Source organism: Halorubrum sp. BV1, assembly GCF_000746205.1.
Classification (GTDB): Archaea; Halobacteriota; Halobacteria; order Halobacteriales; family Haloferacaceae; genus Halorubrum.
In genome coordinates, this window is record NZ_JQKV01000001.1 from 276,746 (window position 1) to 302,692 (window position 25,947).

Sequence of the window (25,947 nt, forward strand, 5' to 3'; positions counted from 1 at the left end):
AACACGCCGAGCGGCCGCTGTTTCTCGTCCGTCTTGCGCGGGTCGCTACTACTAAACCGCCTCCGATCGATCGTCGGGTATGGACGCCGAGCGCGAGGTACTCGACGTGTTGGCGCGGAACGCCCGCGAGGACATCGACGACATCGCAGCCCAGACGGGCCTCGACGCGGCCGCCGTCGAGCGAGCGATCGAGACGCTCGAAGCGGACCACGTCGTCCACGGCTACCAAGCGGTGATCGACTGGGACCGCGTCGACGAGGGGAAGATACGGGCGGTCGTCGAGATCAACGTCGAACTCGACCGCGAGACGGGGTACGAGGAGGTCGCAGACCAGATCGCGAAGTTCCCGGCGGTCGACGCCTTACACCTCGTCTCCGGCGATTACGACTTCGCCGTGGAGGTGCTCGGCGAGACGATGCAGGACGTCTCGCAGTTCATCTCCGAGCAGGTCGCGCCCATGCCGGAGGTCACCCAGACGGTGACTCACTACATCATGGAGACGTACAAGGACGGCGGGGTGCGGTTCGAGGACGGCGACGACGACGACCGCCTCTCCGTGTCGCCATGAGGCTGTCGGACCGCGCCCGCGAGATTCCCGAGTCGGGAATTCGAAAGTTCTTCGAGCTGGCGGAGGCCCGCGACGACGTCATCTCGCTCGGGGTCGGCGAGCCGGACTTTTCGGCACCGTGGGCCGCCCGCACCGCCGCGATCGATTCGCTGGAGCGGGGGAAGACCTCGTATACGTCTAATCGTGGGATGGCCGCGCTCCGCGAGCGGATCGCCGTCCACCACGAGCGGTACGACCAGCGGTACGATCCCGGCGACGAGGTGCTCGTCACGACCGGCGCGAGCGAGGCGGTCGATCTGGCCCTCCGCGCGCTCGTCGATCCGGGAGACACCGTGGCGATCCACGAGCCGACGTACATCTCGTACGCACCCGGCGTCGAGCTGGCCGGCGGCGACCCGCTCGCCGTCCCGACCCGGGCCGAAGACGACTTCGCGCTGACGCCGGAGCGGCTGGAGGCTGCGGGTGCCGCCGAGGCCGATCTGCTCGTCGTCTGTTACCCGAACAACCCGACCGGCGCGACGATGAGCGACGAACAGTTCGCCGAACTCGCCGCGTTCTGCCGCGACAACGACCTGCGAGTGATCGCCGACGAGATCTACGCCGCGCTCACCTACGGCGACGACCACGCGTCGATCGCGACGCAGCCGGAGATGCGCGAGCGCACGGTCGTCGTCAACGGGTTCTCGAAGGCGTACGCGATGACCGGACTCCGCCTCGGCTACGCGCTCGGTCCGGCCGACGCGATTGACGCGATGAACCGGATCCACCAGTACACGATGCTGTCGGCCCCGACGACGCCCCAGTACGCGGCCATCGAAGCGCTCGACCGCTGTGACGACGAGGTCGAGGAGATGGTCGACGAGTACAACCGCCGCCGCCGGCTCGTCGTCTCGCGGTTCAACGAGATGGGGCTCGACACGTTCGAGCCGGGTGGGGCGTTCTACGCGTTCCCAGACTGCGGCGGCGACGACGAAGTCTTCGCGGAGGAGCTGCTGGAGGCGGAAGGGGTCGCCGTCGTCCCCGGGTCCGTCTTCGGTGCCGGCGGTGAGGGACACCTCCGCGTCTCGTATGCGACCTCGATGCGCGAACTGAAGGAGGCGACCGATCGGATCGCGTCGTTCGTCGACGAGCGCTGGTGACTCCTTGATCAGCTCGATTCGGGCGGCTCGATCCGCCGACTGATCGCCTACGCGTCGCCGTCGAACTCCATCGCGACGGAGTTGATACAGAACCGCTTACCGGTCGGTTCGGGGCCGTCGTCGAACACATGGCCGAGGTGGGAGTCGCAGGTCGCACACCGCACCTCCGTGCGTCGCATCCCGTGGCTCGTGTCGAGCGTCGTCATCACCGACTCCTCCTCAGCGGCGTAGAAGGCGGGCCAGCCGCAGCCCGACTCGTACTTGGTCTCGGCGTCGAACAGCACGGTCCCGCAGGCGGCACAGCGGTACTCCCCGTCGTCGGGATGGTGGTCGACGTACTCGCCGGAGAACTTCGCCTCCGTGCCGCTCTCACGGAGGATCCGGTACTCCTCTTCGGAGAGCCGTTCGCGCCACTCCTCGTCGGTCAGATCCCCGATGTCAGCGGGGTCGGGCTCGTCTGTCTCGCTCATACCGCGCGTACGTCCCGCACGCTCAAGGCGGTTGCGGCGGGCCTACTGACACCGGCGGGGCGCTTCAGACGGCCACAACTCGTTTCCCGGCGGCCGCCGAGAGTCGAGACATGGCACGCGAAGTCACGCACGAGGCGCGCGGACCGGCGAAGCTCGACGAGTCCGACATGGGCGACGACGACATGATCTACGTCTGTCAGTGCGGACTCTCCGGAACGAAGCCGCTGTGTGACGGGTCGCACAACGCGACCGCGGACGAGGAAGACGGCGTACGGTACAAATACGAAACCGACGACCCAGAGAGCGAGCGCCGCGAGATCGACGAGATCGTCTACGTGGACGAATGAGCGTCGTGTAGCCGCCGAGCGAGACGAACCGGGTGGTAGCCGGCCTCACAGAACGCCCATCTCGCCGAGCCGCTCGGGGAGGTAGGTGTCCGTCACGAAGTCGAGCCCCCGGCTCGCGAGCGACTGCTGTTCGGACTTCTTGCCGATGTCGAGCTGGAGTTCGATCTGCTCTTCCCAGTAGTCGGTCTGGAAGCGCGGGTCCTCAAGCTCTGATTCGAGGGCGTTCACGTCGGAGTCGGAGAGGGGATCGCTGGGAAGGTCGTACTCGACGATGTCCTCGGGCTGAATCCCGATAAACCGAGCCTCGGGCGTCGCGAGGTACTTCGAGAGGTGCGCGGACTTGATGGAGCCGTACGCGACGGAGCCGAAGATCCGATACGACCACGGGTCGCCGTCGGTGAACACCACGACGGGGAGATCGAGCTCATCGCGGAAGCGCTTCGTCAGCCGGCGCGTGGCGCGCGCCGGCTGTCCGCCGAGGTGAACGACAAGGGCGTCGTGCGCCTCGTCGAACCCGTTCTCGACGAGCCGGTCGCGCATCCCGCCGGTCTCGACGCAGAGGACGAACTCGGCGTCGTTATCGAGGAACTCGATCGTGTCGGGGTTGTTCGGAATCTGATAGCCGCCCTGGCCGACGTCAAGCTGGCAGTGGATGTCGCGGTCGCCGCGGTTGGTCTGCTCGCGGAGCCGCAGCGGCCCCATCACCTTCGCACCCGACTCTTCCGGGCGCATGTGGAAGTCCTCGCGTGTCGCGCCCGTGACGATCTCTAAGTCCTCCACGAGGTCGTTCGACTCGTCTTGGCTCTTGAACTGCGCCTCGTCGTTGTCCCACGACTCAGAGAGGTAGTACAGCTCACGCAGGGTCGACGAGCGGTCCTCGTCGAGCTGGTCGGCCAGGAACTCGATCGTGTAGGCGGCTTTCAACAGCTTGCGCGCGCCCCGGACCGAGTTGGCGCTCCGCGTCGACGTGCGGTCCCCGTAAGTCCAGACGCCGCTCGCCTCGTCGTACTCGATGTTGGTCTTCGTCCGCGTCGGCAGCTCCATCTCCGGTATCTCTCCGGCCGCGAACTGGTCGTAGAAGTCCGCGGCCAGGTCGATCAGCTCGTCTCGTGCGTCGTTTTGGGTCGTCATTTACGCGTTCACCGTGAGTTTCTCCGTTTCGACGCCGCCGACACTTACCTCGAAGTCGGCGTCGTCTGCTACCCGATACGTCAGCTCTCGCTCGTCGCCCGCGGGGATCTCAGGCGTCCACTGGACGAACCACTCGCCGTCCATGTCCACGACCGTCCCGTCGGACAGCTCCGTCGGTTCCGACGAGACGATGTCCGTGATCTCCACCTGCTCGTTCACGCCCGAGTGGTTCTCGACGACGAGCGTCACCGTCCCGTCGTCGACCTCGCGCTCGACGCTCACGTTGTTCATGATCCGCGCGAGCGCCCCGCTGATGTCGGGGCGGGGGCGCTCCGTCACCTCCGAGACCTTGTCCGCCATCTCGGGCAAGATCGTCCCGAGGACGTTCTGTTTCTCGCGGCGCTGCTGCATCGAGCGCCGTTTTTTCAGGAACGACTTCAGCTCGCGGGCCGCCTCCCTGATCGCGAGTTCGATCTCGTCTTCGATCGCCGGGACGTTCGCGATCGCGTCCTTCGACTCGCTCGTGAACGGGACGTTCGTCGAGGCGACGTGGATACTTATGACGGCCGGGCCGTTCGGCATCCCGGAGCCGCCCGGCTGGTCGAGTCCGTAGTTGCGCCAGCCGATCGACTTTATCACGTCGGTCGTCGCGCACGCGCCCCGCTGGTAGACGAGCGGGACGCGGTTCGCGAAGCGCAGGAGGTCGACCGACCCCTCCGCCGGGATCTCCCCGCCGTAGGCGATCCCGGCCTCGACGATGAACGGGTCGCCGCCGTGGACCTCCGCGTCGCGGGTCGCGGCCGCGTAGAAGTCGGCGTCATACTCCTTTCGCAGCCCCGCCTCCACGAGCTCGGCCGTGATCGGGGCCAGACAGTCGGTCGGCGGCGCGAGGATGTCCGTCTCGCGCATCGCCTCCAGTAGGTCCGCCGCGGCGTCGCGGTCGTCGGCGATCTCCCGCACCTTCGGAGGGTCGTCGGGGACCGTCCGCGCCCGCGACCACACCGCGTCGGCGACGTTCTCGCGTGCGGTCTCGCCGAACGTCGCATCGTGCTGTTCGGCGACAAAGCTCGCGGCGTCCGCGACGAGCCGGTCGAGGTCGTCACGCGTGATCCGAAACGCGTCGCCGTCGAGGTTCAGGAACCGCCGCGCGAGCGCGTCGGCCATCGCCTGCACCGCGGCGTCGTCCTTGCGCGTCGAGGTCGCCTCGTCGACGAGGGCGTACGTATCGGCGACGAACGGAGACTCGCTCGGATCGTCGTCGCGTTCCTCGGCGGTGTCGACCGCCTCGCCGTCGGCGTCGACCCCCGTGATCGCGGCCCACGCGGCGTCGACCGCGTTCTCGCGGACGGTCTCGCCGAACGTCTTTCCCGTGTCTCCCTCGACGGTCTCTGCGACGTTCCGGACGACGGTCGCGAGCTCCGAGCGCGTGATGTGGTCGTGGTTCGCGACGGTCTCCGCGACCCCCTCGGCGAAGGCGGTTGTGGCCTCCGCGCCCTTGTTGGCGACCGCGTCCGCGACCGCGCGCTCGACGTCGCGGTCGTCGTGTGCGCGCGGCGGTGACCACGAGAGTTCGCGACCATAGAAGACGTCGCGGAAGCTGTCGATCACGCTGTCCGCGGTCTTCTTGCCGACGCGAGTGAACTCCTCCTGTAAGAACCCGGAGAGCGAGTACGACTCGGTCGCGGCGAGCATCTTTATCAGCGCGCCGAGTTCGACGCCGTGCGGGTGCGGGCGGATCTCCTCCGTCTCCGCGGGCAGCTCGTCGGTCGCGCGCTCGAACTTCATCGGTTCGTCGAGCCCCGGCTCCCGGAGTTCGATCCGGGCGTGGGGGTTGACGACGGCCGTGTGTTTCACGTAGTCGTGGAGCTGGCCGCGAGCGCGCATGTTCGCTTCCATCTCCAGTTCGATCCGCGTGCCGTGCGGCCGGTCCCACGTCGTCTCCTCGTCAGCTCTGATCTCCGGCTCGTTCGTGTCCGTGTCGATGATCAGCTCGAAGTACTGCGCCCGCGACTGGCCTTTCGGCCGCGAGGTGATCTTCGCCGGCTGGCCGGAAGTCAACTGCGAGTACAGTACAGCAGCTGAGATACCGATCCCCTGTTGTCCGCGATTTTGTTCACGGGCATGAAAACGACTCCCGTACAGGAGCTTCCCGAAAACTTTCGGAAGCTGTTCTTTCGTGATTCCCGGCCCGTTGTCCTCGATCACGAGCCGGTAGTAGTCGCCCACCTCCTCGATCTCGATATAGATGTCGGGGAGGACCCCGGCCTCCTCGGTCGCGTCGAGAGCGTTGTCGACCGCCTCCTTGACGGCGGTGACGAGCCCGCGAGCGCCCGAGTCGAACCCGAGCATGTGTTTGTTCTTCTCGAAGAACTCGGCGATGGAGATCTCGCGCTGGCCCTCGGCCAGCTCCTCCGCGATCCCCTCCTCGTCGCCGATCGTCGACTGGAAGGACGTCATTCGGTGTCTCCTCCTTTCGCCGAGGCACCTAAAAACGCACCGCCAGCGGGGTGAAAGTGTACGCACCCGCCAGAGACTGTCTCTCAGGCGATCCGGCGTCGCCGTCGGGTGCCACCCCGGTAGAGAGCCGTCGCGAGAGACGGGAAGCCGCGCTCGGCGACGGCGAGCCGACCTGACGCGAACGGGCGGTCGGCGATGGCGAGTCGCCATCGCCCGTGTCGATCCCTGTCCGACAGGGCGAGATATTCGGCGTCTGTTCCGCAGACGGCAGTTTCATACCCCATCGAACCGCCCAGTCAGTCGTTACATGTCCACAGTTGCAGCAGAGACGATCCGCGAGGAGGCCGACGTGATCGCGTTCGACCTCTGGGACACGCTGCTCGACCGCGAGGCGACGCTTGTCCCGGCGCTGGACGCGCTGCTCGACGACCACGACAGCGACTACGATCCCGAGATCCTGCTCCGACGGTACCTGGCGATGCACTTCCGCGACTCGATGATCGACTCGCTTATCCCGGGACCGCACACGCCGTTCAAGGAGATCAGCCGCCGCGCTCTCGCCTACCGGCTCGACCAGATCGGTCTCGACGTCCCCGACGAGGAGGTCCGCGCCGTCATCCGCCAGTGGAAGACGCTCCAGCCGTATCCGGACGTCGACGCCGCGTTGGACCGGCTGAGCGACGAGTACACGCTGGTCGGGCTCTCGAACGGCGACCCGGACATGTTGGAGGCGGTCCGCCCGAACTTCGAGACGGAACTCGACGGCGTCGTCTCGGTCGCCGACGCGGGCGCGTACAAGCCGCACCGGGCGTCGTACGATCTCACATGTGAGGTCTTCGACGTGGCACCGCACGAGGTGGTGTTCGCGACCGCTCACACGTTCGACCTCGTGGGCGCGAAGGCGGTCGGGATGCGCGGTGCGTTCCTGAACCGACACGAGAACCCGTACGGCGGCTGGCCACAGCGCCCCGACATCGTCGTCGAGGCAACGGAGGCGCTCGCGGATGTGCTCACGGAGTGAGTCGGTCGCGGCCGCTTCCAAAAGGAGTAATCCGCCCGGGACGCGAGTACTCGTATGGACGCACGCATCCGCGAGCACGCCGAGACGATCGCCGACCACTCTACGGGCATCGAGGCGAGCGATAACGTCGTCATTCAGCTTCCGAGAGAGGCCGAGGAGCTGGCGGTCGCGCTCCACGAGATCTGCGGCGACCGCGGTGCCAACCCGGTGTATCTCAACTACTCGAAGCGAGCGCAGCGGGCGTTCAAGCGCGCTTCCGGGGAGTTCACCGAACCCGGGCACCGCCGCGCGCTCTACGAAGAGGCCGACGTGTTCGTGATCGCTCGCGGCGGGTCGAACGCGACGGAGGACGCGGACGTGGATCCGGAGACGAACGCGGCGTATAACCGCGCGATGGAGGAGGTAAAGCGGACGCGGCTCTCGAAGACGTGGTGTCTCACCCAGTACCCGACCGCGAGCCACGCGCAACTCGCGGGCATGAGCACCGAGGCGTACGAGAACTTCGTGTGGGACGCCGTCTCGCTCGACTGGGACGCCCAGCGCGAACACCAGGCGCAGATGGTTGATATCCTCGACGACGCGGACGAGGTCCGGATTCGATCGGGCGAGGAGACCGATCTTACACTCGACGTCTCGGGGAACCGCACGCTCAACGACTACGGCGAGAAGAACCTCCCCGGCGGCGAGGTGTTCACGGCACCGGTTCGCGACGGCGTCGACGGCGAGGTGTACTTCGATCTCCCCTTGTACCGCTACGGACGCGAGATCGAGGGCGTCAGGCTCCGATTTGAGGACGGTGAGGTCGTCTCACACTCCGCCGAGCGCAACGAGGATCTGTTGACAGGCATCCTCGACACCGACGAGGGATCGCGGCGGCTCGGCGAACTGGGGATCGGCATGAACCGCCAGATCGACCGGTTCACCTATAACATGCTGTTCGATGAGAAGATGGGCGACACCGTTCACATGGCGGTCGGGTCCGCGTATCCGGAGACAGTCGGCGAGGAGAATGCGGTCAACGAGTCCGCAGAGCACGTCGACATGATAGTCGACATGAGCGAGGACTCCGTGATCGAGATCGACGGCGAAGTCGTGCAGCGAAACGGGACGTTCGCGTTCGAAGAGGGGTTCTGAGAGCGCCGCGGTTCGAATCGGTAGGCCCCCGGTTCGAATCGGTAGGCCCCCGGTTCGAATCGGTAGGCCCCCAGTTTGGGTCGATAGCCGTCCTTGAACGTGCGTTTTTTCGTGCAAATCCCCATGCAGATTCCCGTGCGGATTTTGTCGGCCGGCACGCGACGTTTATCACTCGGGCAGCCGTACGCGGGGTATGGTAGAAGACGTCCTGTTCGAGTCCGAGAGCCGACGGAGCCGCGAAGAGATCGCCGCGTATCTGCGAACCGTCGCCGATTCGTTGGAGGCGGGAGAGGCGCTCACGCTGCGGCAGGGTGACGACTCGGTGACCGTCGACCCGCCCGCGCGGCCGACTTTCGAGGTGAAGACGGAACGTGAGGGGCCCGCGGACGGCCCCGGTGAGCTGAGCGTCGAGTTCGAACTGGAGTGGGACGAAGAACGCGCGAGCGACGCCGCGGGCGATCTCGAGATCGAGTAGCAGTTCGGAACACGCGAGATCGGGGTGGTCTCGGGCCTCAGGGGACGCTGCCGGGTACCTCGACGAACGCGTCGCGCGCGGAGAGTCGATCGAGCGCGTCGTCGACCTCGACCCGGACCGCTTCCATCTGTTCGAGGAGGTCCTGGTACTCCTCCGAGTCGGTCGCGCCAGACGCCTCCAGCGCCGCCTTCTTCGACGCCAGCGCGAAGAACTCTTGGCTCCGCTCGTCGAAGTTCGCCCGGTGCAGTAACACTTCGACCAGCGTGAGGATGTCCTCTTTCGTCACCGGCTTGGTCTTGTAGTCGTCGAACGGCATGTCGATGATATCGACGTCCGGCTCGACCGCGGTCAACATCGCGATCCGAGCGTCGTAGCCGGCCGCGCGCATCTGCCCGAGGACCTCGTGGCCGGTCATGTCGGGCATCCGCCGGTCCAGAAGCACCACATCGACGGAGTCGTCCATCTTCGAGAGCGCCTCTTCGCCGCCGGTGGCGATCCGAACGTCGTAGGCCTCGGCGAGATACACCCGATACAGCTCTGCGAGGTCGGGCTCGTCGTCGACAGCGAGCACCGTGGGTGTGTGATCCCCACTCATGGACTGAGCCCCCCGATTCCGGACGCCACAGCGGTGCTCGCCGCGGGATCGCTCGCCGCGAGGCGGCTCGCGACGACACTGAACGAAACACGGTCGGCGGGCGAGCGGACGGTCATGCAGGAACCAAGACGCATCTCGGGTTAAAGTCTTGAGCCCCCTGTATCAAATGTGATATTTTGACGGTGTGACTCGCAGACGACGGGGCCACTCGCCGATGTGAACGACCGATCCTCGGTCGCGGACGGCACGGACGGTCGGTGACGTCGCGGTGACTCCCACGGAGCGGTCCTGTGATGAACTGCGGGCTGGCGTAGCCGGACGGAAACGGAGGTCTGGCGTGGCCGGACGGACGCCTCGGAGTGTCGTGACCCAAAGGCACATTTACGCGCGCGCCATATCCACCAGCAACGAATGTCTCACAGTCCCTCATTGCCCGACCGTCCTCGTCTGGAGCTCGATCCGGAGATGAGCGAGACGGAGCGGCTGGAGGCGATCCGCCAGCACTACCGGCGGATCCTGCAGGTAAACACCGAGCTGGAAGACCGGCTCGACGACGCACAGGACCGACGCGGCGAGTTGAAAACCGACGTCGACGAGCTGAAACGCGAGAACGAGGTGCTGAAGACGACCTCGCTGTACATCGCCTCCGTCGAAGAGATCACCGACGACGGCGTGGTGATCAAACAGCACGGCAACAATCAGGAGGTGTTGACGCAGGCGGCCACGCGGCTCGACGAGGATCTCCGTCCCGGCGACCGCGTCGCGATCAACGACTCGTTCGCGGTCCAGCAGGTGCTCGACGATGAGACCGACTCGCGCGCGCAGGCGATGGAAGTCACCGAGTCCCCGGACGTCGAATACGCCGACATCGGCGGCATCGACGACCAGATCCGCGAGGTTCGCGAGGCCGTCGAAGACCCGCTGGAGAACCCCGAGCAGTTCGAGGCCGTCGGCGTCGAGCCCCCGAGCGGCGTCCTGCTTCACGGGCCGCCGGGCACGGGGAAGACGATGCTGGCGAAAGCCGTCGCGAACGAGTCGGACGCGACGTTCATCAAGATGGCCGGCTCCGAGTTGGTCCGGAAGTTCATCGGAGAGGGGTCACGGCTCGTCCGCGACCTGTTCGAACTCGCTGCCGAACGCGAGCCGGCCGTCATCTTCATCGACGAGATCGACGCGGTCGCCGCCAAGCGGACGGACTCGAAGACGAGCGGGGACGCCGAGGTCCAGCGGACGATGATGCAACTGCTCTCCGAGATGGACGGGTTCGACGAGCGCGGGGAGATCCGCATCATGGCCGCGACCAACCGCTTCGACATGCTCGACGAGGCGATCTTGCGTCCCGGGCGGTTCGATCGGCTCATCGAGGTGCCGGAGCCCGACGTCGAGGGTCGCGCGCGCATCCTCGAGATCCACACCGAGGACATGAACGTCGCAGATGGGACGGACGTGAGCGAGGTCGCGGCAGATCTTGAAGGGTACAGCGGTGCCGACATCGCCTCGCTGGCGACGGAAGCCGGGATGTTCGCGATCCGTGACGGCCGCACCGAAGTGACGCAGGCCGACTTCGAGGCGGCCCGCGAGAAGCTTCGAGACGCCGACCAAACCGAAGAGCGGGTCATCAACTACCAGTACTGATCGGTCGCGATCGACATCGCCGGTTCGTAACTCCTTAGCGGTCTGCCGGCGGAGCTATCGGTGATGAACACCATCCACGTCGCCGGCGGCGTCGGCGTCGCCGACACAGCGATGGCCTCCTACGACGCCGCGCTCGCGGACGCGAACCTCCACAACTACAACCTCGTCGCCGTCTCTTCCGTCGTTCCCGCCGAGGCGACCGTCGTCGCGGTGGACGAGGCTCCCAACCTCGGTCCCGCCGGCAACCGGCTCACGGTGGTGGAAGCCCGGCGGACGATCGGCCCGCGAGAGGAGGTCGACTTTCGGGAGGGCGGTCGCGCCGGCGCGGAGGACGCGGAGTCGAAGCGCGCGCCTCGGCGTCATCCGGACGTGGCGGCCGGTCTCGGGTGGGCGACCGGTCCCGGTCCCGGACTCTTTTATGAAGTGACGGGCGAAGACCGCGACGCCGTCCGCGAGCGTATCGAGTCCGGACTCGACGCCGGCAGCGACCTCCGCGAGTGGGACCTGCCGGACCGGGCGTACCGCGTCGAGAGCGCCGCCGCCGAGCCGGGAAGGTACACGACGGCGGTCGTGATCGCCGCGTACGGCGAGTCGGAGCCGATCCTCTCTGCCGCCGAGGAGTAGGCCGTCGTCGCGGTGGGCGGAACCCGACAGAACGGAACTGAAGAAAATTCCGGTCAGATCGAACCGGATCGGATTGTGCGTTCCGCGACCTTTAGGCGACGTGAGCGGCGAGAGGCGGGTACCGATGACGGCCAACCAGATCCAGACGACGCACATCGGCAGCCTTCCGCGGCCGCCCGAACTGCTCGAACTCCTCACGAAGCGGCAGGACGGCGACCCCGTCGACGAAGCGGAGTGGGACGCGACCGTCGCTGACGCCACGCGCGACGTGGTCGAGCGGCAGGCCGAGGCGAACGTCGACATCGCGAACAACGGCGAGCAGTCCCGCGTCTCGTTCAACTGGTACGTCGCGGACCGTCTGAGCGGCATCGAGGGGAAACGCGAACAGGAGCTGTGGGCGGACTTGCAAGAGTTCCCCGACTACGCCGAGGAGACGTTCAAGACCGACGTCATCGATCTCTCCGAACACCCCGTCGTGACCGGGTCGGTCGAGTACACCGGCCGAGACGAGGCCGAGGCCGAACTGTCCGCGTTCCGCGAGGCGCTCGACGCCGTCGACGCCGACTTCGCGGACACGTTCGTCACCGCGGCGTCGCCGAGCGTCGTCACCGCCACGCACGTCGACGACCACTACGGCGACTACGAGGAGTACCTCTTCGCCGTCGCCGACGCCATGGCCGAGGAGTACCAGATCGTCGCGGACGCGGGATTCACGCTCCAGATCGACGCGCCGGAACTCCTGACGGTCGGTCACACGGCGGCGTACGCGGACGAGCCGCTCGCGGAAGTGAAGGGCGCGACGCGGCTCCACGTGCAGGCGCTCAACGAGGCGCTCTCTGGAATTCCAGCTGAGCAGGTCCGACTCCACACCTGCTGGGGGAGCTACGAGGGACCGCATCACCTCGACACGGATCTGGCTGACATGCTTCCCGAGATCTACGAGGCCGACATCTCCGGCCTGAGCGTCGAGCAGGCGAACCCCCGACACCAGCACGAGTACCGCGCGTTCGCGGAGCATCCGGTTCCCGACGGCTGGACGCTGATCCCGGGCGTCGTCGACGTGAAGACGAACATCATCGACCACCCCGAGACGATCGCGGACCGACTGGAGCGCGTCGCCGACGCGGTCGCGGACGGAACTCCGCTCGTCGCCGCACCCGACTGCGGGTTCGGCACGCAGGCCGGGCTCGGCATGGTCGACCCCGAGATCGCGTGGGCGAAGCTGGAAGCCTTAGACGAGGGGACCGCGATCGCGACCGAGCGGATCTACGGCTGACCCGGCGACGCCTTTTTGAGTGGCCTCCGCGTACTCGGTGTGTCTTCGATGAACGGCAACAACCCGTATGCCGGGGCACCGGGCGTGACGAACGCGGGCGAGCCCGCGGCCGTCGACCTCACCCCCGACCAAGAACGGCGTCTCCGGCGCGCGGTAGCCGGGATCGTCACGCGAACCGAGTCGTATCTCCCCAACAGCTACGCCGTCGGATCCGAGCTGTCCGTCGGTACGAACGGGCCGCAGGCGACCGTCGCCGTCAACCCGCCGGCCGGACATCCGGTTTCGGCCGGCTTCACACCCGACCCCGACGACTTAGACGCCGGTATCGCCGACGCAGACACCGACGAGGTCGCGCGCGGTCTCGCCGCGAGCGCCGCGATGCAGGTAATGGAAGCGGTCGGTGACGTGACGCCGACCGCGAAGTGAAGTAACTGCGCCGGAACCCTCAAACGGGACCGTCTCCCGCCGCGTCCGGCGGCTGCAGCGTGCGCTGCACTCGGCCGTAGATACCGAATATCTCTTCGTACCCGTGCTCGCTCGCGAGGATGGGGACGACGCCCTCCTCGTCGACCCGGTGCGTGTACACGTCGTCTTCCGCGAACACGGCACCGCGGGGTATCGGCTCGAAGTTCTCGAAGTACACATGGGGCTCGCCGCCGCCCTTCGGCACCTCCTCGTCGCCCGCCACGACCGTCGTCTCCGTGAACGCCGGCGGCTCGTCGTCGAGCGCGCCGTGCGCCCGCAGGAACGCGAGACACGCCTCGTAGCCGAACTCGACGGCCTCCTCGCTGCCCTGTCGACCGACCTCGATCGAGACGGCATGTGGGACGACGGAGTCGAGCGTGGTCGATCGGAGATTCCCCGAGTCGAGGGCGTAGTCGATCGGCATGCCGGTCACGCTCCGACGGACGGACGGAGTCAAGTCGCTGTAGATCGCGAACGGCGGCGGCGCGCTGTGTGAGGTGTGGAGCGCCAACACGGCGTCCATCCCGTCGACAGCCGCCGCGACACGAGGCGCGAGCGCGCGCTCGTACTCGTCGCTCTCGGGATCGCCCGGGAACGCCCGGTTCAGGTCCGCGTCCGTGTAGCGTGTCTCCGCCGCCAGCGCCGGCTCGTTAGCGATGACGAGTCGGACGGTGCCGTCTCCCGATCCCTCCGCGTCGAGCGTCGCGGCGAGTCGCCGCACGATCGTTTCGCCCGCGGGTTCGTCGCCGTGAATTCCGCCGACGATCGCGACGCGGGACGTTCCCGCTGACCCGCGTTCGATCGTTTCCATACGAACCGTACGCGCATGTTACGTGAAAAGGGTGCCCGTTCCGACCGCGGCGAGCGGTCGAGCAGACGGCGAGCCGCGGAGATCCATTTATTTATTCTCCGGCCGCAGGCGGCGTATGGACTCGACCGACTCCGCGCTTCTCGGCGTCGCCGGTGTCGTCGCCGCGCTCGTGGTAGCGGCCGCGTTGGCTGCCGGCGTGCTGTTCGGTTTCGACGAGTCGGTCGCCCGACCGGTCGGGCTGCTCGCGGCCGAGCCGCTGTCGTGGATCGTCGTCGCCGCGCTGCTCGTCGCCGTCGTCGGCCACGCGTATATCGAGTGACGGCTCGCCATCCGCCCCGCTCGCCATCCGCCCCGTCTGTCTCACCGCACGACGGTCACCGGAACGGGTGACCGACGGAACACCGTCTGTGCCACGTTACCGACGAGCAGCCTGTCTGCGAGTGACCCGCCGTGCGTACCCATCACGACCGCGTCGAACGACTCGGCCCGATCGAGGATCTGCCGCGCCGGCGACCCGACTTCGATCTCTCCGTCGACGGTCGTGTCGTATTCGTCCGCGATCTCGCGGGCGCGATCCAGCACGTCCGCCGCGAGTTCACGGATCCGCTCGTCGCTGTCATCGGAGAGAGCTATCTCCGTCGCTACCCCCATCATTCGCGACGGCTCACCCACGACGTGTAACACGGTTATCTGTGCGTCGCTGTGAACGTCGAGCGCGTACCGCAGCGCCCGCTCGGACAGCGCGGAATCGTCCATCGGGACCAGTACGCGATCGATCATAGGTGACGTACGCGGGGTGAACGGATAAACGCTCGCGCGATCCGTCCGATCGATGCCGGTGTGTCTGCGGGACCCCCGCTACCTCTTGCCGTCGACGTCGCGGATCCCGCGGGCGAGCACGTCTAAGGCCGCATCCGCGGACCGTCGTTTCACCGCGGCTCGATCCCCGTCGAGACGGAACCGTTCGCTCCGAACGAACGAGTCCTCCGTTCCCCACGGCGCGGCGTACGCGACCCCGACGTACACGAGTCCGACGGGCTTCTCTGCGGTCCCGCCGCCGGGTCCGGCGATGCCGGTCGTCGACACCGCCCACGTCGTCCCCGCTCGGTCGCGCGCGCCGGCCGCCATCTCCTCGGCGACGGCCGCGCTCACCGCCCCCTCACCGTCGAGCGACTCGCGGGAGACCCCGAGCAGTTCGCGCTTCGCGTCGTACGCGTACGTGACGAAGCCGCGGTCGAAATACGCGCTCGCGCCCGGGACGTCCGTCACTCGCGATCCGACGAGCCCGCCGGTCAGCGATTCGGCGACAGCGAGGGTCTCGTCTCGCTCAGTGAGACGCTCTCCGATCGACTTCGCTTCGTCCGCGTTGCCCGCGTCGCGTTCGGCCATGCGGACCCCTCGATACGCCGGGCCTTGGGTTTACCTCCACGGGGACGAAACGCGTCGTATGGCAGACGACGACCCGGGTGCCGCGCTTCGGTCGCTCGTCGAGCGCGCCGTCGACGGCGGCGACGGCGGAGATCGAGCGACGGACGGCCGCGGCGTAGTCGTGACGGAGCGCGGAGACGACCCGGGACCGGTCGGCGTGCTCTCGGCGATCGTGAAAGGGACCGGATCGAGTTCGATCGTCGGCGTGGTCCCGCGGCTCGACGCGACGACGGTCAGTCGGCTCCGCGACGCGGTCGGCGGACCCGACCCCGACAGGACGGTGCGGCTCGTGTTCACCGGATCCGCGGCCGAGCGGTTGTCGGGTCGGTCCGGAGCCCCGTTCCGGGCGGCGCTCGCGCGACGCGGGATCGAGGTGTCGGTTCACGCCGCCGACTCGTCGGTCGCGGTGCTTCTCGTCGGCGAACGGGCGGTCGTCGGACTGTTCGACGAGGCGGGGCTCGCCGCGCTCCTCTCGACTTCCGCGCCGGCAGTGCGAACGTGGGCCGCGGGCGTCTATCGGCGGTACGCCGCGGCCGCCGCAGCCACCGACGACGCCGACGACCCCCCGTAGCCGTCGACCACCCGTTAGCCGCCGCATCGCTTTTGGTCGCACCCGGCGAAAGGCAGGTATGAAAGCCCTACTGCTTCTGGCGGCCGGCGTCGTCGGACTCGTTGAATCCGTCGCACCGCGATTCGTGGTCCGCGCGTGGACCCGCGCCGCGTTTCGAAATTCCGAAGACGTCGAAGCGCGCGAGTGGGTGTACGCCGGCGCACGCGCCGAAGGCGCGGTCTTCGTCGCCGGCGCGCTTCTCGGACTGTACCGCCTCGCCGTCGCAGATGAGTCGACGACGACAGACGCCCTCGACGCCGCTGTCGAACCGGACGAGAGCTAAGTCTTCTTCTCGGCGAACGCTTCGGATTGGGGACGTCCCGAGAGGGAGGCACTCGCCGCGTTCTCTCCGGGATCGAGATCTATGTCGATGCCCCGATCGACGCTACTCATGACGCCACCTCCGGAGACCCTCTGAACGACCGAAAATACAGGTAGGATGCCTCTACCGTTCATTAACAGAGCGGGCCGGGCGCGATTTGAACACGCGACCGACGGATTAAGAGTCCGTCGCTCTCCCTAACTGAGCTACCGGCCCTCACCGAGTCGTACCGCGGTCGCGGTAAAAGGCCTTTTCATTCGCCGATGCGCGAGCGGTCTCCGGCGAGTCCCGCCCGTCGCCGTCACGGAGTTCTCTTCCGGTTCCGCCGGATCAGCGAGACGCGCGCATCGGCTGGACCGACGTGAGAGAGAACGGACTCGTTAAGTGTCGTCCCGCGGAACCACCGCCAATGAGTGGGGCATCCGGATCGGCGCAGACGCGGTACGCCATCCTCGGCTGTGGAAGCGTCGGGCACGCCGTCGCGGAGGAACTCACGGGCCGCGGCAAGGACGTGCTCATCCTCGACCGAGACGAGAGCCGCGTCGAGGCGCTCCGCGATCAGGACCTCAACGCTCGCGTGCAGGACATCGCCGAGCCCGACGTGACCGAGGAGCTTGTCGACCGCGACATCGTGTTGATCCTCGCCAGCGACGTCGAGGCCAACAAGGCGGCCGTCTCGGCGGTTCGCGACACGGGCGGAGACCACTACGTGGTCGTCCGGGCGTCGGATCCGGTGAGCGAGGACGAACTCCGTGATCGGGGCGCGGACGTGGTCATAAACCCCTCGACGGTGATCGCGGACAGCGCGCTCCAGTCGCTCGAAACGGGCGAACTGGAGTACATGGCTCGCCAGCTCGCCGAGATAATCGAGGCGGGCGACGGACGGATGGCGATCCTCACACACGACAACCCGGAACCCGATTCCATCGCGTCGGCGACCGCGTTACAGGCTATCGCGGACGCGTTCGGCGTCGAGGCGGACATTCTCTACTCCGGCGACGTCGGCCATCAGGAGAACCGCGCTTTCGTCAACCTCCTCGGGATCGACCTCGTGGCGCGGTCTGAGGCCCCGAAGCTCGCGGAGTACGGGACCATCGCCGCGGTCGACCTCGCGAAGTCCGCCGACGACGGGTTCGACTTCGATACCGATATCGACATCTACATCGACCACTTGGAGGCCGACGTGCCCTTCGACGCGCGGTTCGTCGACGTGCGCACGAACGTCTCCTCGACGTCGACCATCCTCACGAAGTACCTACAGGAGTTCGACCAGTCGCCGTCGGAGGCGGTCGCGACCGCCCTCCTCTACGGTATCCGAGCCGAGACGCTCGATTTTAAACGAGATACGACGCCAGCGGACCTGACGGCGGCCGCGTACCTCCACCCGTTCGCCAACCACGACACGCTCGAACAGGTCGAATCGCCGTCGATGAGCCCCGAGACGCTCGACGTGCTCGCGGAGGCGATCCAGAACCGTGAGGTGCAGGGGAGCCACCTCTTTTCGACCGCCGGGTTCATCCGCGACCGCGAGGCGCTCGCGCAGGCTGCCCAACACCTCCTTAACCTCGAAGGGATCACGACCACGGCCGTGTTGGGTATTGCCGACGACACGATCTATCTCGCGGCGCGCTCGAAGGACATCCGCCTGAACATCGGAAACGTCCTCGACGAGGCGTTCTCGGAGATGGGCGACGCCGCCGGTCACTCGACGCAGGGGTCACTTGAGATCCCGCTCGGGATCTTCACGGGCATCGAGGCGAGCGGCGACAACCGCGACACGCTGCTCGAACTCACCGAGGAGGCCGTTCGGCGGAAGCTGTTCGACGCACTCGGCGTCGAGGGGGGAGGCAACGAGAGCGGCAACGGCTCGTAGCGTCGCGCTCGCCGTACGTTCCGTTGTTCCGTTCGGTGTACTTCGCCACGGAGACGGAGGATCGTCCGCGTGCACTCACACGGCCCGTTCACGGGGCGTGGCGGAGCGGTTTTGCTCGTTCGGCACTGACAGAACGCAAACGGCGACACTCATGCACGTTCCAGCCGATCCGCCCGCACGCTGTCCCGCCTGCGACGACTCCTACGAGTCGGTGTCGCGTCACGCCGACGAGTTCGTCGTCAATCTCCTCGACAACGAGCGGTACCGCCGCGTGTGTTTCCAGCCGGTGGACGATGCAGGCAGTCCCGCGCTCGACTGCTACCACCACACGCACGGACAGGCAGACGGGGAGGTCGACGACCCGCGTTAGAACCCGTCGCCGTCGGTGATCGAGGTGTACGCGCCGATCAGCGAGCCGGAGAGGTCGACGCCCGTCAGTGTCGCGCCCTCGTCGATCACGGAGTTGCGAATAGACGAGTCGGCGATGGTCGCGTCTTCGAAGACGACCGCTCGGTCGAGCGTCGAATCGGTGACCGTCGCGCCGTCCATCACGTGGACGACGTCGCCGATCTCGGAGTCCTCGACGGTCGCGCCGTCGGCGACGAGACTTCCGCCGTCGAGCGCGTACTCGACCGCGTCGAGGTAACTGTCGGCGGTCCCGATGTCGAACCACGCGCCGTCGAAGGTGAACGCGTGGACCGACCCGCGCCCTTGGAGCCACTGGAGGAACCACCCGGGCTCGTCCGGGTTGTTACCGTCTTCGAGGTACGTCGAGAGGTCGGGCAGCGTCTCGGCCGGAAACGCGTAACAGGCGATAGAAACGAGCGTCGTCTTCGGGTCGTCGGGCTTCTCTTGGAAGTCGATCACCTCGTCGCCGTCGAGGTCGACGAGCCCGTACGACTTGGCGCGCTCGCGGTCGCCGACGTCGTAGGCGGCAAGCGTCGGCGTCCCCTTCGATTCGAAGAAGTCCGCGAACTCGCCCAGATCGAAGCTGATCATGTTGTCCCCGGCGACGACGATCAGGTCGTCGTCGACGCCCTCACGGTCGACGAGCTGTGCGAGCGCCCCCACGACGCCGAACTTCTCGTCTTCCTCGACGGTCTCTTCGACCGAGAGCGTCGGCTTCTCGAAGGGGCTATCGGCGAGATACGCTGCGAACGTGTCGGCGAACCGCTCGTTCGTCGAGACGAACACCTCGTCGACGCGGTCGTCGGCCTCCAAGTCCTCGAATATCTCGTCGATGACGGTGTTTTCTCCCACCGGAAGGAACATTTTCGGTCGGTGGTGAGTGATGGGCCAGAGTCTGGTCGCGTATCCCCCCGCGAGTACGACGGCTTTCATGGGGACACCCTCTCACCGAAGCGTGATACTTCTTGTGCTGCTGTCACCCGTCAGAAATGCCGACGAAACCGACCCTGTCGTTCGGAAGGGCCGGTGGAGATCTGATTTGGCACTCGATCGCTCAGTCGATCGCTCAGCCGGTCTCTCGGTTGCCCGGTTAATCAGTCGCTCAGTCGGTCGGTGTCGATGGCGACGCCGGGCGGCGTGACGACGAGGAAGCCGCGGAAGTGCATGAGTTCGCCGCCCATGTCTTTGACGTCGCGGGCGAATCCCGCGGCGAGTTCGTTGAGATCGCCGTCGATGGTCAACACGAGGGTGTTGCCGTAGTCGACGCTGCGGACCCACTCGTCGGGATCGGTAGTCCCGTCGAGGACGCCGAGGACGACGTCGCCGCTGGCCGCGAACGCCTCGTCCATCTCCGCTTCGGCGTCTCGGAGGTCGAGGTCCCAGTCGCTCATACTACAGCGTCACGAGGCGACGGCAAAAACGTTCGGACCGGTGTCGGTCCGGTCACCACCGCCCGATCGCAGTGTGGTTAAGTGCGTTCCGAACAGATCTCGCGTATGACACACACGCGACGGTCCCTGCTCGCGGGCGCTGCGGCTATCGGCGTCGTCGGCGCGGCCGGGTGTCTCGGCGGTAGCGGCAACGGCGGCGACAGCGGGACCACGGTCGGCCTAGACACGGGCGAGTACGACTGTGACCTAACCGCGCCCACCGACCCGGATCTCGACTTCCGGCCGACGCTCGGCGACCCGGAGGCGGACGTGCGCGTACAGGCGTTCGAGGACTTCACGTGTCCCCACTGTGCGACTTACACGCTCGAGGAGCTTCCGACGATCCGCGAGGAGTACCTCGCGTCCGGCGACATCCGGTATGAACACTGGGACTTCCCGATTCCGGTCAACGAGACGTGGGCCGTCCCCGTGGCTAGCGCGGCGCGAGGAGTCGGTGCCCGCGGCGGTGATGAGGCGTTTTTCGACTTCTCGACGGCGGTTTACGAATCGCAGGGGAGCTACAGCGGCGAGGCGATAGGGGCGGCCGCCGAGACAGCGGGCGGCGACCCCTGTGCGGCCATGGCCGACGCCGAGTTCTCCGCCTACGAGGAAGCGTCGATGAGCGATCGGAGCGAAGGCGAGTCGATCGGCGTCTCCGGAACGCCGGCCATCTTCGTGAACGGCGAACCCGTCGACGGATACGGCGCAGACGCCATTTCGGCGGCAATCGAGTCCGCACTCTCTGACGGCTGAGTCGCGACAGCTGCGTCCCCGGCAGCTCACCGGCCGCTGCGATCGCGATCGCTTTCCGCGATCCGATCGCGTATCGCTCCGGTCGCTGCGGCCGCACGACGCGCATCTCGATGACGCTCGTCGAACGCGGCGCGCGCGCTCGCCGCGGCCTCGCGGTCGACGGAGAAAGAGATATCGTCGTACGCGACGTCCCAGAGGACCAGCGGTTCGGGCGGTGCCGGTCCCACGCCGAGTTCCCCGGGAACGGACTCTGCGGCGAGCAGCCGGTCGGCGTAGGCGGGGTCCGCCGTGCCCCGACCGATCGCTTCGACCGCGGCGACGAGCCGCCGAACGAGCGCGCGGGGAAATCCGTCGGCCGACACCTCGACGACGAGCACGTCGCCGTCCCGCGTCGCCGTCGCGTGGAGGTTGCGGGCGGTCCCCGTCTCGTCGCTCGTCAGGTTGTGAAAGTCGTGCTCACCGGAGAACCGGGTGAGTGCGTCACGGACGCGCTCGTCGTCGACGGGAGCGCGGGCCGCGCCGTCGCGCCCGTTCCCGTCCCGCGCGCTCGCTTCCGCACCGCGTTCCCCACCGGCCGGCGCGTAGAGGTGGTACCGATACGTTCGGCAGAGCGCGTGGTGTGTCGCGTGGAAGGCGTCGGGCGCGTCCGCGGCGGCCCACACCCGAACGGATCCGGGGAGCTGGCCGTTGAACGCCCGGGGAGTGAGCCAATCCGGAGCCGCGAACGCGACCGTTTGTGCCACCGCAGAGACGCCCGCGTCGGTGCGTCCCGCGGCGGCGTAGTCCTGTGGCGTCGCGTGTGTCGGCCCGTCGCCGCGGTCGAGGATCCCGTGTTTCGCGAGCGCGCGCAACAGTGTTCCCTCGACCGTCGTCGCGTGGGGCTGGCGCTGAAACCCCGCGTATTCGCGGCCGTCGTACGCGACTCGAAACGCGCGTCGCCGTCCCGCGTCCCCCGTCGGAGCGGCCCCGTCCGCGGCCGCCGGCTCGTCCGTCACGCCGCGTCGTCCCGACCGGCATCCGACTCGTCCTCGCGGATCGGCACCGTGATCACCGGGACCGACGAGACGCGAACCACCTTTTCAGTGACGCTCCCCAAGAGCACGCGTTCGAGTCCCGTACGAGCGTGGCTCGGCATCACCACGAGGTCGGCGCCGCTGTTACCGATAGCGTTCTCGATCACGTCGAGCGGCTCGCCGTGCACGACGTTGCCGACGACTTCGACACCCGCCGCCTCCAGTTCGCCCGTGACTTCCTCGACCCGCGCCTGCGCCGCGTCCTCGACGCGCTCGGCGAACGCGCCGGCCTGTGGGCCACGCAGCGTCTGTGCCACGGTGTCGATCGCGCTCACGACGTGGACGGTCGCGTCGTAGCGGTCGGCGAGGCTCGCCACATGGGGCACCGCGTCGTTCGCCTCTCCGCCCGGCGCGACGGGAAGCAGGATCGTATCGTACATACGTTAGGGTCGTCCGGCCGGACGCAAAACGATACCGGCTGTCTCACCGAGGCGGAGACGCATTCCCGCGGACCAGGTCGCAGATGCGACTCCTCTCAGTCTCACACCACGTATATACCTAATTTTTCTGTGGGAAAAACAAATACATTTGAAAGATTATGTGTTGGAATGATATTATATCTCGCAAAACGAGTAGGCCGAATCGGTCCGCGGCAGACCGTCGGCCATGAGTGACGTATCGCTGCGCCACGAGCGATCCGACCGGGATCGATTTCACTGAAACGCGAGGTTCGAAGATTGAAAGGGGATAATTCGACACAGTTCGGCGAGCAAAGTCATGAATCGTCGAACAGATATCCTACAGTGATCGAAGCGAGTCGGACGGACAGCACGGATCGGCGGCCGGTCAGTGCTGCTTTTTGTGACCCCTCGAAAGTCTCGTTTTGGGCCTCGAAATCGCCTCTCGATGCGTTTCACATTCCAGAGAGGCCGGCGGCCGGTTGATCGGTCGTGATGGGGTGGAAGTCGCACCGCTTTCGGAGCGATATCTGACTAGTAACCAGAATCGTATGTATTATATATTTCTGACTGTTTTTCGTTTAGTGCGGAACACTAATCGGGACGCTACCGTTCCGCTCGATCTGATCGGGAAACGGACGGAGCACAGCGGAGCGCGTTCGCGACAACGCGGGCTCGCGCCCGCCGGTAACACAGGTTCGTGACCGCCGATGACACGGGTTTGTTACCGCCGTGAGGAGGTACGCTCCGACCATTATGTTACACCGCTATTTTTGTAAAGGCTGAGCGCGAAGGTGGGGCATGACCGATACGTCGTCGCGGCCGAACAGCAAAGTGGCGCGGGTGATCGAGGCGTACGAGTTGGACGGTCTAGGCGCGGAGTTGGAACGTCGGTGGATCGGCGAGAACGGAGACCGGACGAGCCTCCGCGACCTCGCGGACGTGTTCAACCGTCGCGTCCTGGCGGCGGCGATGCGTGAGGCGGGCTACTCGGCGGTGGAGAGCGACGTCGAGAGCGCGTACGCGGCCCTGACAGACGAGGAATCGGGTAGTGCAGACCGGATGCGAAAGCGGCGCGACTTGGAGCAGGCCGGTGTCGACGTCGACGCCGTGCTCGGTGATTTCGTCACCCACCAAGCCGTCCACACGTACCTCACGAGCTACCGCGATGCGGAACTCCCCGACCGGTCCGACGGGCGTATCGATCGCAAGGTAGAGACGCTCGAACGCCTGCAAGGACGGACCGCTGCCGTCACCGAGTCCACCGTCGAATCGCTCGTCGAGGCCGGCGAGTTGACCGATCACGACTACGAGCTATTGGTCGACGTGCGCGCGATCTGTCCGGACTGCGGATCCGATTACCCCGTTGGCGACCTGCTTCGGTCGGGCGGCTGTGACTGCGGCGACTCCTAGCGGCGTCGCGCTCGTGAGCTTGCGATTACATAACAATTATATCAGTCGCACCGGTAAGGTTTGCATAATGGAGTCGACGATGCTTTCGGAGTCGCCCGTCCGCGTTCACGCGAGCAACGTGGGGGGAATAGACGAAACAGAAGTCGAGATTCAGCCCGGAGTGACGGTTCTCAGCGGCCGTAACGCGACAAACCGGACGTCGTTTTTGCAAGCGCTCATGGCCGGACTCGGCAGCACCCGTCCGTCGCTGAAAGGCGACGCGACAGAGGGCCGCGTCGAACTCACGGTCGGTGACGAAACGTACACGCGGACGCTCACTCGCCGCGGCGACACGATCGCGTTCGGCGGTGACCCGTACCTCGACGATCCGGAGATAGCCGACCTGTTCGCGTTCCTCCTCGAAAACAACGAGTCGCGGCGTGCCGTCGCTCGCGGAGACGACCTCCGCGAAATAATCATGCGACCGGTCGACACGGACCAGATCGAAGCGGAGATCCGGGAACTCGAGAGCGAAAAAGACGACCTCGACGACCGAATCTCGGGACTCGATCAGCTCGAATCGACGCTGCCTGACCTGGAGACGAGGCGGGACGAGATCGAAACCGAACTGGAGGAGGCCCGCGCGGATCTCGCGGAGGCGCAGGAGGCGATCGACGAACTCGACGCGGACCTCGAAGAGAGCCGCTCTCGGAAAGAAGAACTCGAAGCGGCGTTTCAGCGGGTCCGCGAGGCCCGGTCGGAGGTGGAAGATCTCACCTTCGAGATCGAAACCGAAGAATCGACGCTTTCGGAGCTTCGCTCGGAGCGCGCCGACCTCGAAGCGACGCTCGAAGAGTCGGAGCCGCCCGACGAGGACCCGGAGCGGATCGACGGCCGGCTCACGGAACTCCGCGAACGCAAGCGCGCGCTCGACGAGACGGTGAACGAACTCGGCAGTGTGATCAGCTTCAACGAGGAGATGCTGGAGGGCGACGGGCTCGACGTGGCGTTCGGACAGCGCTCGACCGACGACGCCGACGACTCGGGGTCGAACTCCGTCACGGACGAACTCCTCGGCACCGACGAGGTCGTGTGTTGGACCTGCGGCTCCGAGGTCGAGCGGGACCGGATCGATGAGACCGTGGACGCGCTCCGAGACCTTAGAGGCGAGCGGCTGGAGGAGCGAAACGAGGTTCGAGACCGAATCTCGGAGCTCACGTCGAAGCGGTCGTCAATCGAGGCGCAGCGGGCCGAGAGGCGGCGGGCCGAAGAGCGCCTCGACGCGGTCGAAACGGAGATCGAGGACGTGAAAGACCGGATCGAATCGCTCGAAGCCGAGCGTGAGGCCGCCGAGGGGCGCGTGCGAGAGCGCGAGTCCGAGACGGAAGACGTCGGGGCCGGCGAGTACGACGAGGTGATAGAGCGTCACCGCGAGGCCAACGAACTGGAACTGCGCGTCGATCGACTGGAGTCGGACTTGGCGGAGGTGGACGCGGAGATGGAGGAGACGGAAGCGAAGATCGACGAGCGCGAGACGCTCCGCGAGCGGCGCGAGGCGGTGGCCGACGAGCTGACCGATCTCCGCACGCGCGTGGACCGGATCGAAGCGGACGCCGTCGAGGCGTTCAACGAGCACATGGCGGCGGTGTTGGACGTGCTCGGATACGACAACATCGACCGAATCTGGATCGAGCGCCGAGAGTCGGAGGTCCGAGAGGGACGCCGCAAGGTCTCGCGCGCCCGGTTCGACCTCCACGTCGTCCGTTCGACGGACGACGGAAGCGCCTACCGCGACACCGTCGACCATCTCTCGGAGAGCGAGCGAGAAGTGACGGGACTCGTCTTCGCCTTGGCCGGGTACCTCGTCCACGACGTGTACGAGACGCTTCCGTTCATGGTGTTGGACTCGCTCGAAGCGATCGACTCGGACCGCATCGCCGCGATGGTCGAGTACCTCCGCGAGTACGCCGGCTACCTCGTCGTCGCCCTGCTGCCAGAAGACGCGGCGGCCATCGACGACGACCACCACACGGTCGAGTCGATCTGACCGGCGAGGATCGCCGTTCGGCGCGATGGACCGCCCGAGGGCCGCTCCGCGGACTCGTCGCCGGT

At 66.7% G+C, this 25,947-nt stretch carries 28 protein-coding genes, 1 tRNA gene and 1 pseudogene; 18 read left to right on the top strand and 12 right to left on the bottom strand.

Going from position 1 to position 25,947, the window contains the following annotated elements; genetic code table 11:
• Positions 1-79: 79 nt before the first annotated feature.
• Both EP28_RS01385 and EP28_RS01390 read left to right on the top strand, forming a co-directional pair.
• Complete coding sequence (locus tag EP28_RS01385; RefSeq protein WP_049982218.1) at positions 80-568, top strand: Lrp/AsnC family transcriptional regulator; 489 nt, start codon at positions 80-82, stop codon at positions 566-568.
• Complete coding sequence (locus tag EP28_RS01390; protein ID WP_049982219.1) at positions 565-1,707, top strand: pyridoxal phosphate-dependent aminotransferase; 1,143 nt, start codon at positions 565-567, stop codon at positions 1,705-1,707. Before EP28_RS01385 ends, EP28_RS01390 begins: the two co-directional genes overlap by 4 nt.
• A gap of 47 nt (positions 1,708-1,754) precedes the next feature.
• On the opposite strand, the gene msrB is transcribed toward EP28_RS01390, so the two are convergent.
• Positions 1,755-2,177: a peptide-methionine (R)-S-oxide reductase MsrB gene (gene msrB, locus EP28_RS01395; protein WP_049982220.1), complete on the bottom strand. Its 423-nt coding sequence runs from the start codon at positions 2,175-2,177 to the stop codon at positions 1,755-1,757.
• Between the two features lie 110 nt (positions 2,178-2,287).
• Between msrB and EP28_RS01400 the strand changes: the two genes are divergently transcribed.
• Positions 2,288-2,524: a CDGSH iron-sulfur domain-containing protein gene (locus EP28_RS01400; protein WP_049982221.1), complete on the top strand. Its 237-nt coding sequence runs from the start codon at positions 2,288-2,290 to the stop codon at positions 2,522-2,524.
• Between the two features lie 45 nt (positions 2,525-2,569).
• On the opposite strand, the gene EP28_RS01405 is transcribed toward EP28_RS01400, so the two are convergent.
• Positions 2,570-3,655: a DNA topoisomerase IV subunit A gene (locus EP28_RS01405; protein ID WP_049982222.1), complete on the bottom strand. Its 1,086-nt coding sequence runs from the start codon at positions 3,653-3,655 to the stop codon at positions 2,570-2,572.
• The gene (locus EP28_RS01410) at positions 3,656-6,112 is read right to left on the bottom strand and encodes a DNA topoisomerase VI subunit B (protein WP_049982223.1); all 2,457 of its coding nucleotides are present in this window, start codon (positions 6,110-6,112) and stop codon (positions 3,656-3,658) included.
• Positions 6,113-6,419: 307 nt separating this feature from the next.
• On the opposite strand from EP28_RS01410, the gene EP28_RS01415 reads away from it, so the two are divergent.
• From EP28_RS01415 to EP28_RS01425, 3 genes are all read left to right on the top strand, one after another.
• Complete coding sequence (locus EP28_RS01415) at positions 6,420-7,133, top strand: haloacid dehalogenase type II (RefSeq protein WP_049982224.1); 714 nt, start codon at positions 6,420-6,422, stop codon at positions 7,131-7,133.
• 54 nt (positions 7,134-7,187) lie between these two features.
• Positions 7,188-8,267: an aminopeptidase gene (locus EP28_RS01420; RefSeq protein WP_049982225.1), complete on the top strand. Its 1,080-nt coding sequence runs from the start codon at positions 7,188-7,190 to the stop codon at positions 8,265-8,267.
• A gap of 193 nt (positions 8,268-8,460) precedes the next feature.
• Positions 8,461-8,742, top strand: coding sequence for an amphi-Trp domain-containing protein (locus tag EP28_RS01425; protein ID WP_049982226.1), 282 nt, complete (start codon positions 8,461-8,463; stop codon positions 8,740-8,742).
• Between the two features lie 37 nt (positions 8,743-8,779).
• Here EP28_RS01425 and EP28_RS01430 read toward each other — a convergent pair whose 3' ends face one another.
• Positions 8,780-9,337: a response regulator gene (locus tag EP28_RS01430; RefSeq protein WP_049982227.1), complete on the bottom strand. Its 558-nt coding sequence runs from the start codon at positions 9,335-9,337 to the stop codon at positions 8,780-8,782.
• A 411-nt stretch (positions 9,338-9,748) separates the two neighbouring features.
• Between EP28_RS01430 and EP28_RS01435 the strand changes: the two genes are divergently transcribed.
• The 4 genes from EP28_RS01435 to EP28_RS01450 all read left to right on the top strand — a co-directional run bounded on the left by EP28_RS01435 (position 9,749) and on the right by EP28_RS01450 (position 13,298).
• Positions 9,749-10,972: a proteasome-activating nucleotidase Pan2 gene (locus EP28_RS01435; RefSeq protein WP_049982228.1), complete on the top strand. Its 1,224-nt coding sequence runs from the start codon at positions 9,749-9,751 to the stop codon at positions 10,970-10,972.
• A 63-nt stretch (positions 10,973-11,035) separates the two neighbouring features.
• Positions 11,036-11,596: a pyruvoyl-dependent arginine decarboxylase gene (locus EP28_RS01440; protein ID WP_049982229.1), complete on the top strand. Its 561-nt coding sequence runs from the start codon at positions 11,036-11,038 to the stop codon at positions 11,594-11,596.
• A gap of 124 nt (positions 11,597-11,720) precedes the next feature.
• A complete protein-coding gene (locus tag EP28_RS01445) occupies positions 11,721-12,872 on the top strand; it encodes a cobalamin-independent methionine synthase II family protein (protein ID WP_049982230.1) in 1,152 nt (383 codons plus the stop codon).
• 48 nt (positions 12,873-12,920) lie between these two features.
• On the top strand, positions 12,921-13,298 hold the full coding sequence (locus EP28_RS01450; RefSeq protein ID WP_049982231.1) for a DUF5811 family protein: 378 nt from the start codon (positions 12,921-12,923) through the stop codon (positions 13,296-13,298).
• A gap of 19 nt (positions 13,299-13,317) precedes the next feature.
• On the opposite strand, the gene EP28_RS01455 is transcribed toward EP28_RS01450, so the two are convergent.
• Positions 13,318-14,148, bottom strand: a complete 831-nt coding sequence (locus tag EP28_RS01455; RefSeq protein WP_049982232.1) for a M14 family metallopeptidase — start codon at positions 14,146-14,148, stop codon at positions 13,318-13,320.
• Between the two features lie 115 nt (positions 14,149-14,263).
• Here EP28_RS01455 and EP28_RS01460 point away from each other — a divergent pair, with 115 nt between their 5' ends.
• On the top strand, positions 14,264-14,467 hold the full coding sequence (locus EP28_RS01460; protein ID WP_049982233.1) for a hypothetical protein: 204 nt from the start codon (positions 14,264-14,266) through the stop codon (positions 14,465-14,467).
• 41 nt (positions 14,468-14,508) lie between these two features.
• On the opposite strand, the gene EP28_RS01465 is transcribed toward EP28_RS01460, so the two are convergent.
• Positions 14,509-14,928, bottom strand: a complete 420-nt coding sequence (locus EP28_RS01465) for a universal stress protein (protein WP_049982234.1) — start codon at positions 14,926-14,928, stop codon at positions 14,509-14,511.
• A 78-nt stretch (positions 14,929-15,006) separates the two neighbouring features.
• A complete protein-coding gene (locus tag EP28_RS01470; RefSeq protein ID WP_049982235.1) occupies positions 15,007-15,537 on the bottom strand; it encodes a CinA family protein in 531 nt (176 codons plus the stop codon).
• A 58-nt stretch (positions 15,538-15,595) separates the two neighbouring features.
• On the opposite strand from EP28_RS01470, the gene EP28_RS01475 reads away from it, so the two are divergent.
• On the top strand, positions 15,596-16,147 hold the full coding sequence (locus EP28_RS01475) for a transcriptional regulator FilR1 domain-containing protein (RefSeq protein ID WP_049982236.1): 552 nt from the start codon (positions 15,596-15,598) through the stop codon (positions 16,145-16,147).
• A 58-nt stretch (positions 16,148-16,205) separates the two neighbouring features.
• Positions 16,206-16,469, top strand: coding sequence for a hypothetical protein (locus tag EP28_RS01480; protein ID WP_049982237.1), 264 nt, complete (start codon positions 16,206-16,208; stop codon positions 16,467-16,469).
• Between the two features lie 181 nt (positions 16,470-16,650).
• Here the strand turns inward: EP28_RS01480 and EP28_RS01485 are convergent.
• Positions 16,651-16,724 (bottom strand) — tRNA-Lys (locus tag EP28_RS01485).
• 193 nt (positions 16,725-16,917) lie between these two features.
• On the opposite strand from EP28_RS01485, the gene EP28_RS01490 reads away from it, so the two are divergent.
• Together EP28_RS01490 and EP28_RS01495 are read left to right on the top strand one after the other, a co-directional pair.
• The gene (locus EP28_RS01490; protein WP_049982238.1) at positions 16,918-18,381 is read left to right on the top strand and encodes a DHH family phosphoesterase; all 1,464 of its coding nucleotides are present in this window, start codon (positions 16,918-16,920) and stop codon (positions 18,379-18,381) included.
• Between the two features lie 151 nt (positions 18,382-18,532).
• Positions 18,533-18,751: a DUF8145 family protein gene (locus EP28_RS01495; RefSeq protein WP_049982239.1), complete on the top strand. Its 219-nt coding sequence runs from the start codon at positions 18,533-18,535 to the stop codon at positions 18,749-18,751.
• Here EP28_RS01495 and EP28_RS01500 read toward each other — a convergent pair.
• Positions 18,748-19,722: a nucleotidyltransferase family protein gene (locus EP28_RS01500; protein ID WP_049982240.1), complete on the bottom strand. Its 975-nt coding sequence runs from the start codon at positions 19,720-19,722 to the stop codon at positions 18,748-18,750. The genes EP28_RS01495 and EP28_RS01500 overlap by 4 nt on opposite strands.
• 164 nt (positions 19,723-19,886) lie before the next feature.
• Positions 19,887-20,180, bottom strand: a pseudogene (locus EP28_RS01505) (DUF5779 family protein); the annotation flags it as partial.
• Between the two features lie 105 nt (positions 20,181-20,285).
• Here EP28_RS01505 and EP28_RS01510 point away from each other — a divergent pair.
• On the top strand, positions 20,286-20,972 hold the full coding sequence (locus EP28_RS01510) for a DsbA family protein (RefSeq protein WP_049982242.1): 687 nt from the start codon (positions 20,286-20,288) through the stop codon (positions 20,970-20,972).
• A gap of 26 nt (positions 20,973-20,998) precedes the next feature.
• Here the strand turns inward: EP28_RS01510 and truA are convergent, their stop codons facing one another.
• Together truA and EP28_RS01520 are read right to left on the bottom strand one after the other, a co-directional pair.
• Positions 20,999-21,967 (bottom strand): tRNA pseudouridine(38-40) synthase TruA, encoded by a 969-nt coding sequence (gene truA / locus EP28_RS01515; protein ID WP_049982243.1) that lies wholly within the window; start codon positions 21,965-21,967, stop codon positions 20,999-21,001.
• On the bottom strand, positions 21,964-22,425 hold the full coding sequence (locus tag EP28_RS01520) for a universal stress protein (protein WP_049982244.1): 462 nt from the start codon (positions 22,423-22,425) through the stop codon (positions 21,964-21,966). The genes truA and EP28_RS01520 overlap by 4 nt, the downstream gene beginning before the upstream one ends.
• A gap of 819 nt (positions 22,426-23,244) precedes the next feature.
• On the opposite strand from EP28_RS01520, the gene rdfA reads away from it, so the two are divergent.
• On the top strand, positions 23,245-23,856 hold the full coding sequence (gene rdfA / locus EP28_RS01525; RefSeq protein ID WP_049982245.1) for a rod-determining factor RdfA: 612 nt from the start codon (positions 23,245-23,247) through the stop codon (positions 23,854-23,856).
• Positions 23,857-23,923: 67 nt separating this feature from the next.
• Complete coding sequence (locus tag EP28_RS01530; RefSeq protein WP_049982246.1) at positions 23,924-25,882, top strand: archaea-specific SMC-related protein; 1,959 nt, start codon at positions 23,924-23,926, stop codon at positions 25,880-25,882.
• The last annotated feature ends 65 nt before the right edge of the window (positions 25,883-25,947 follow it).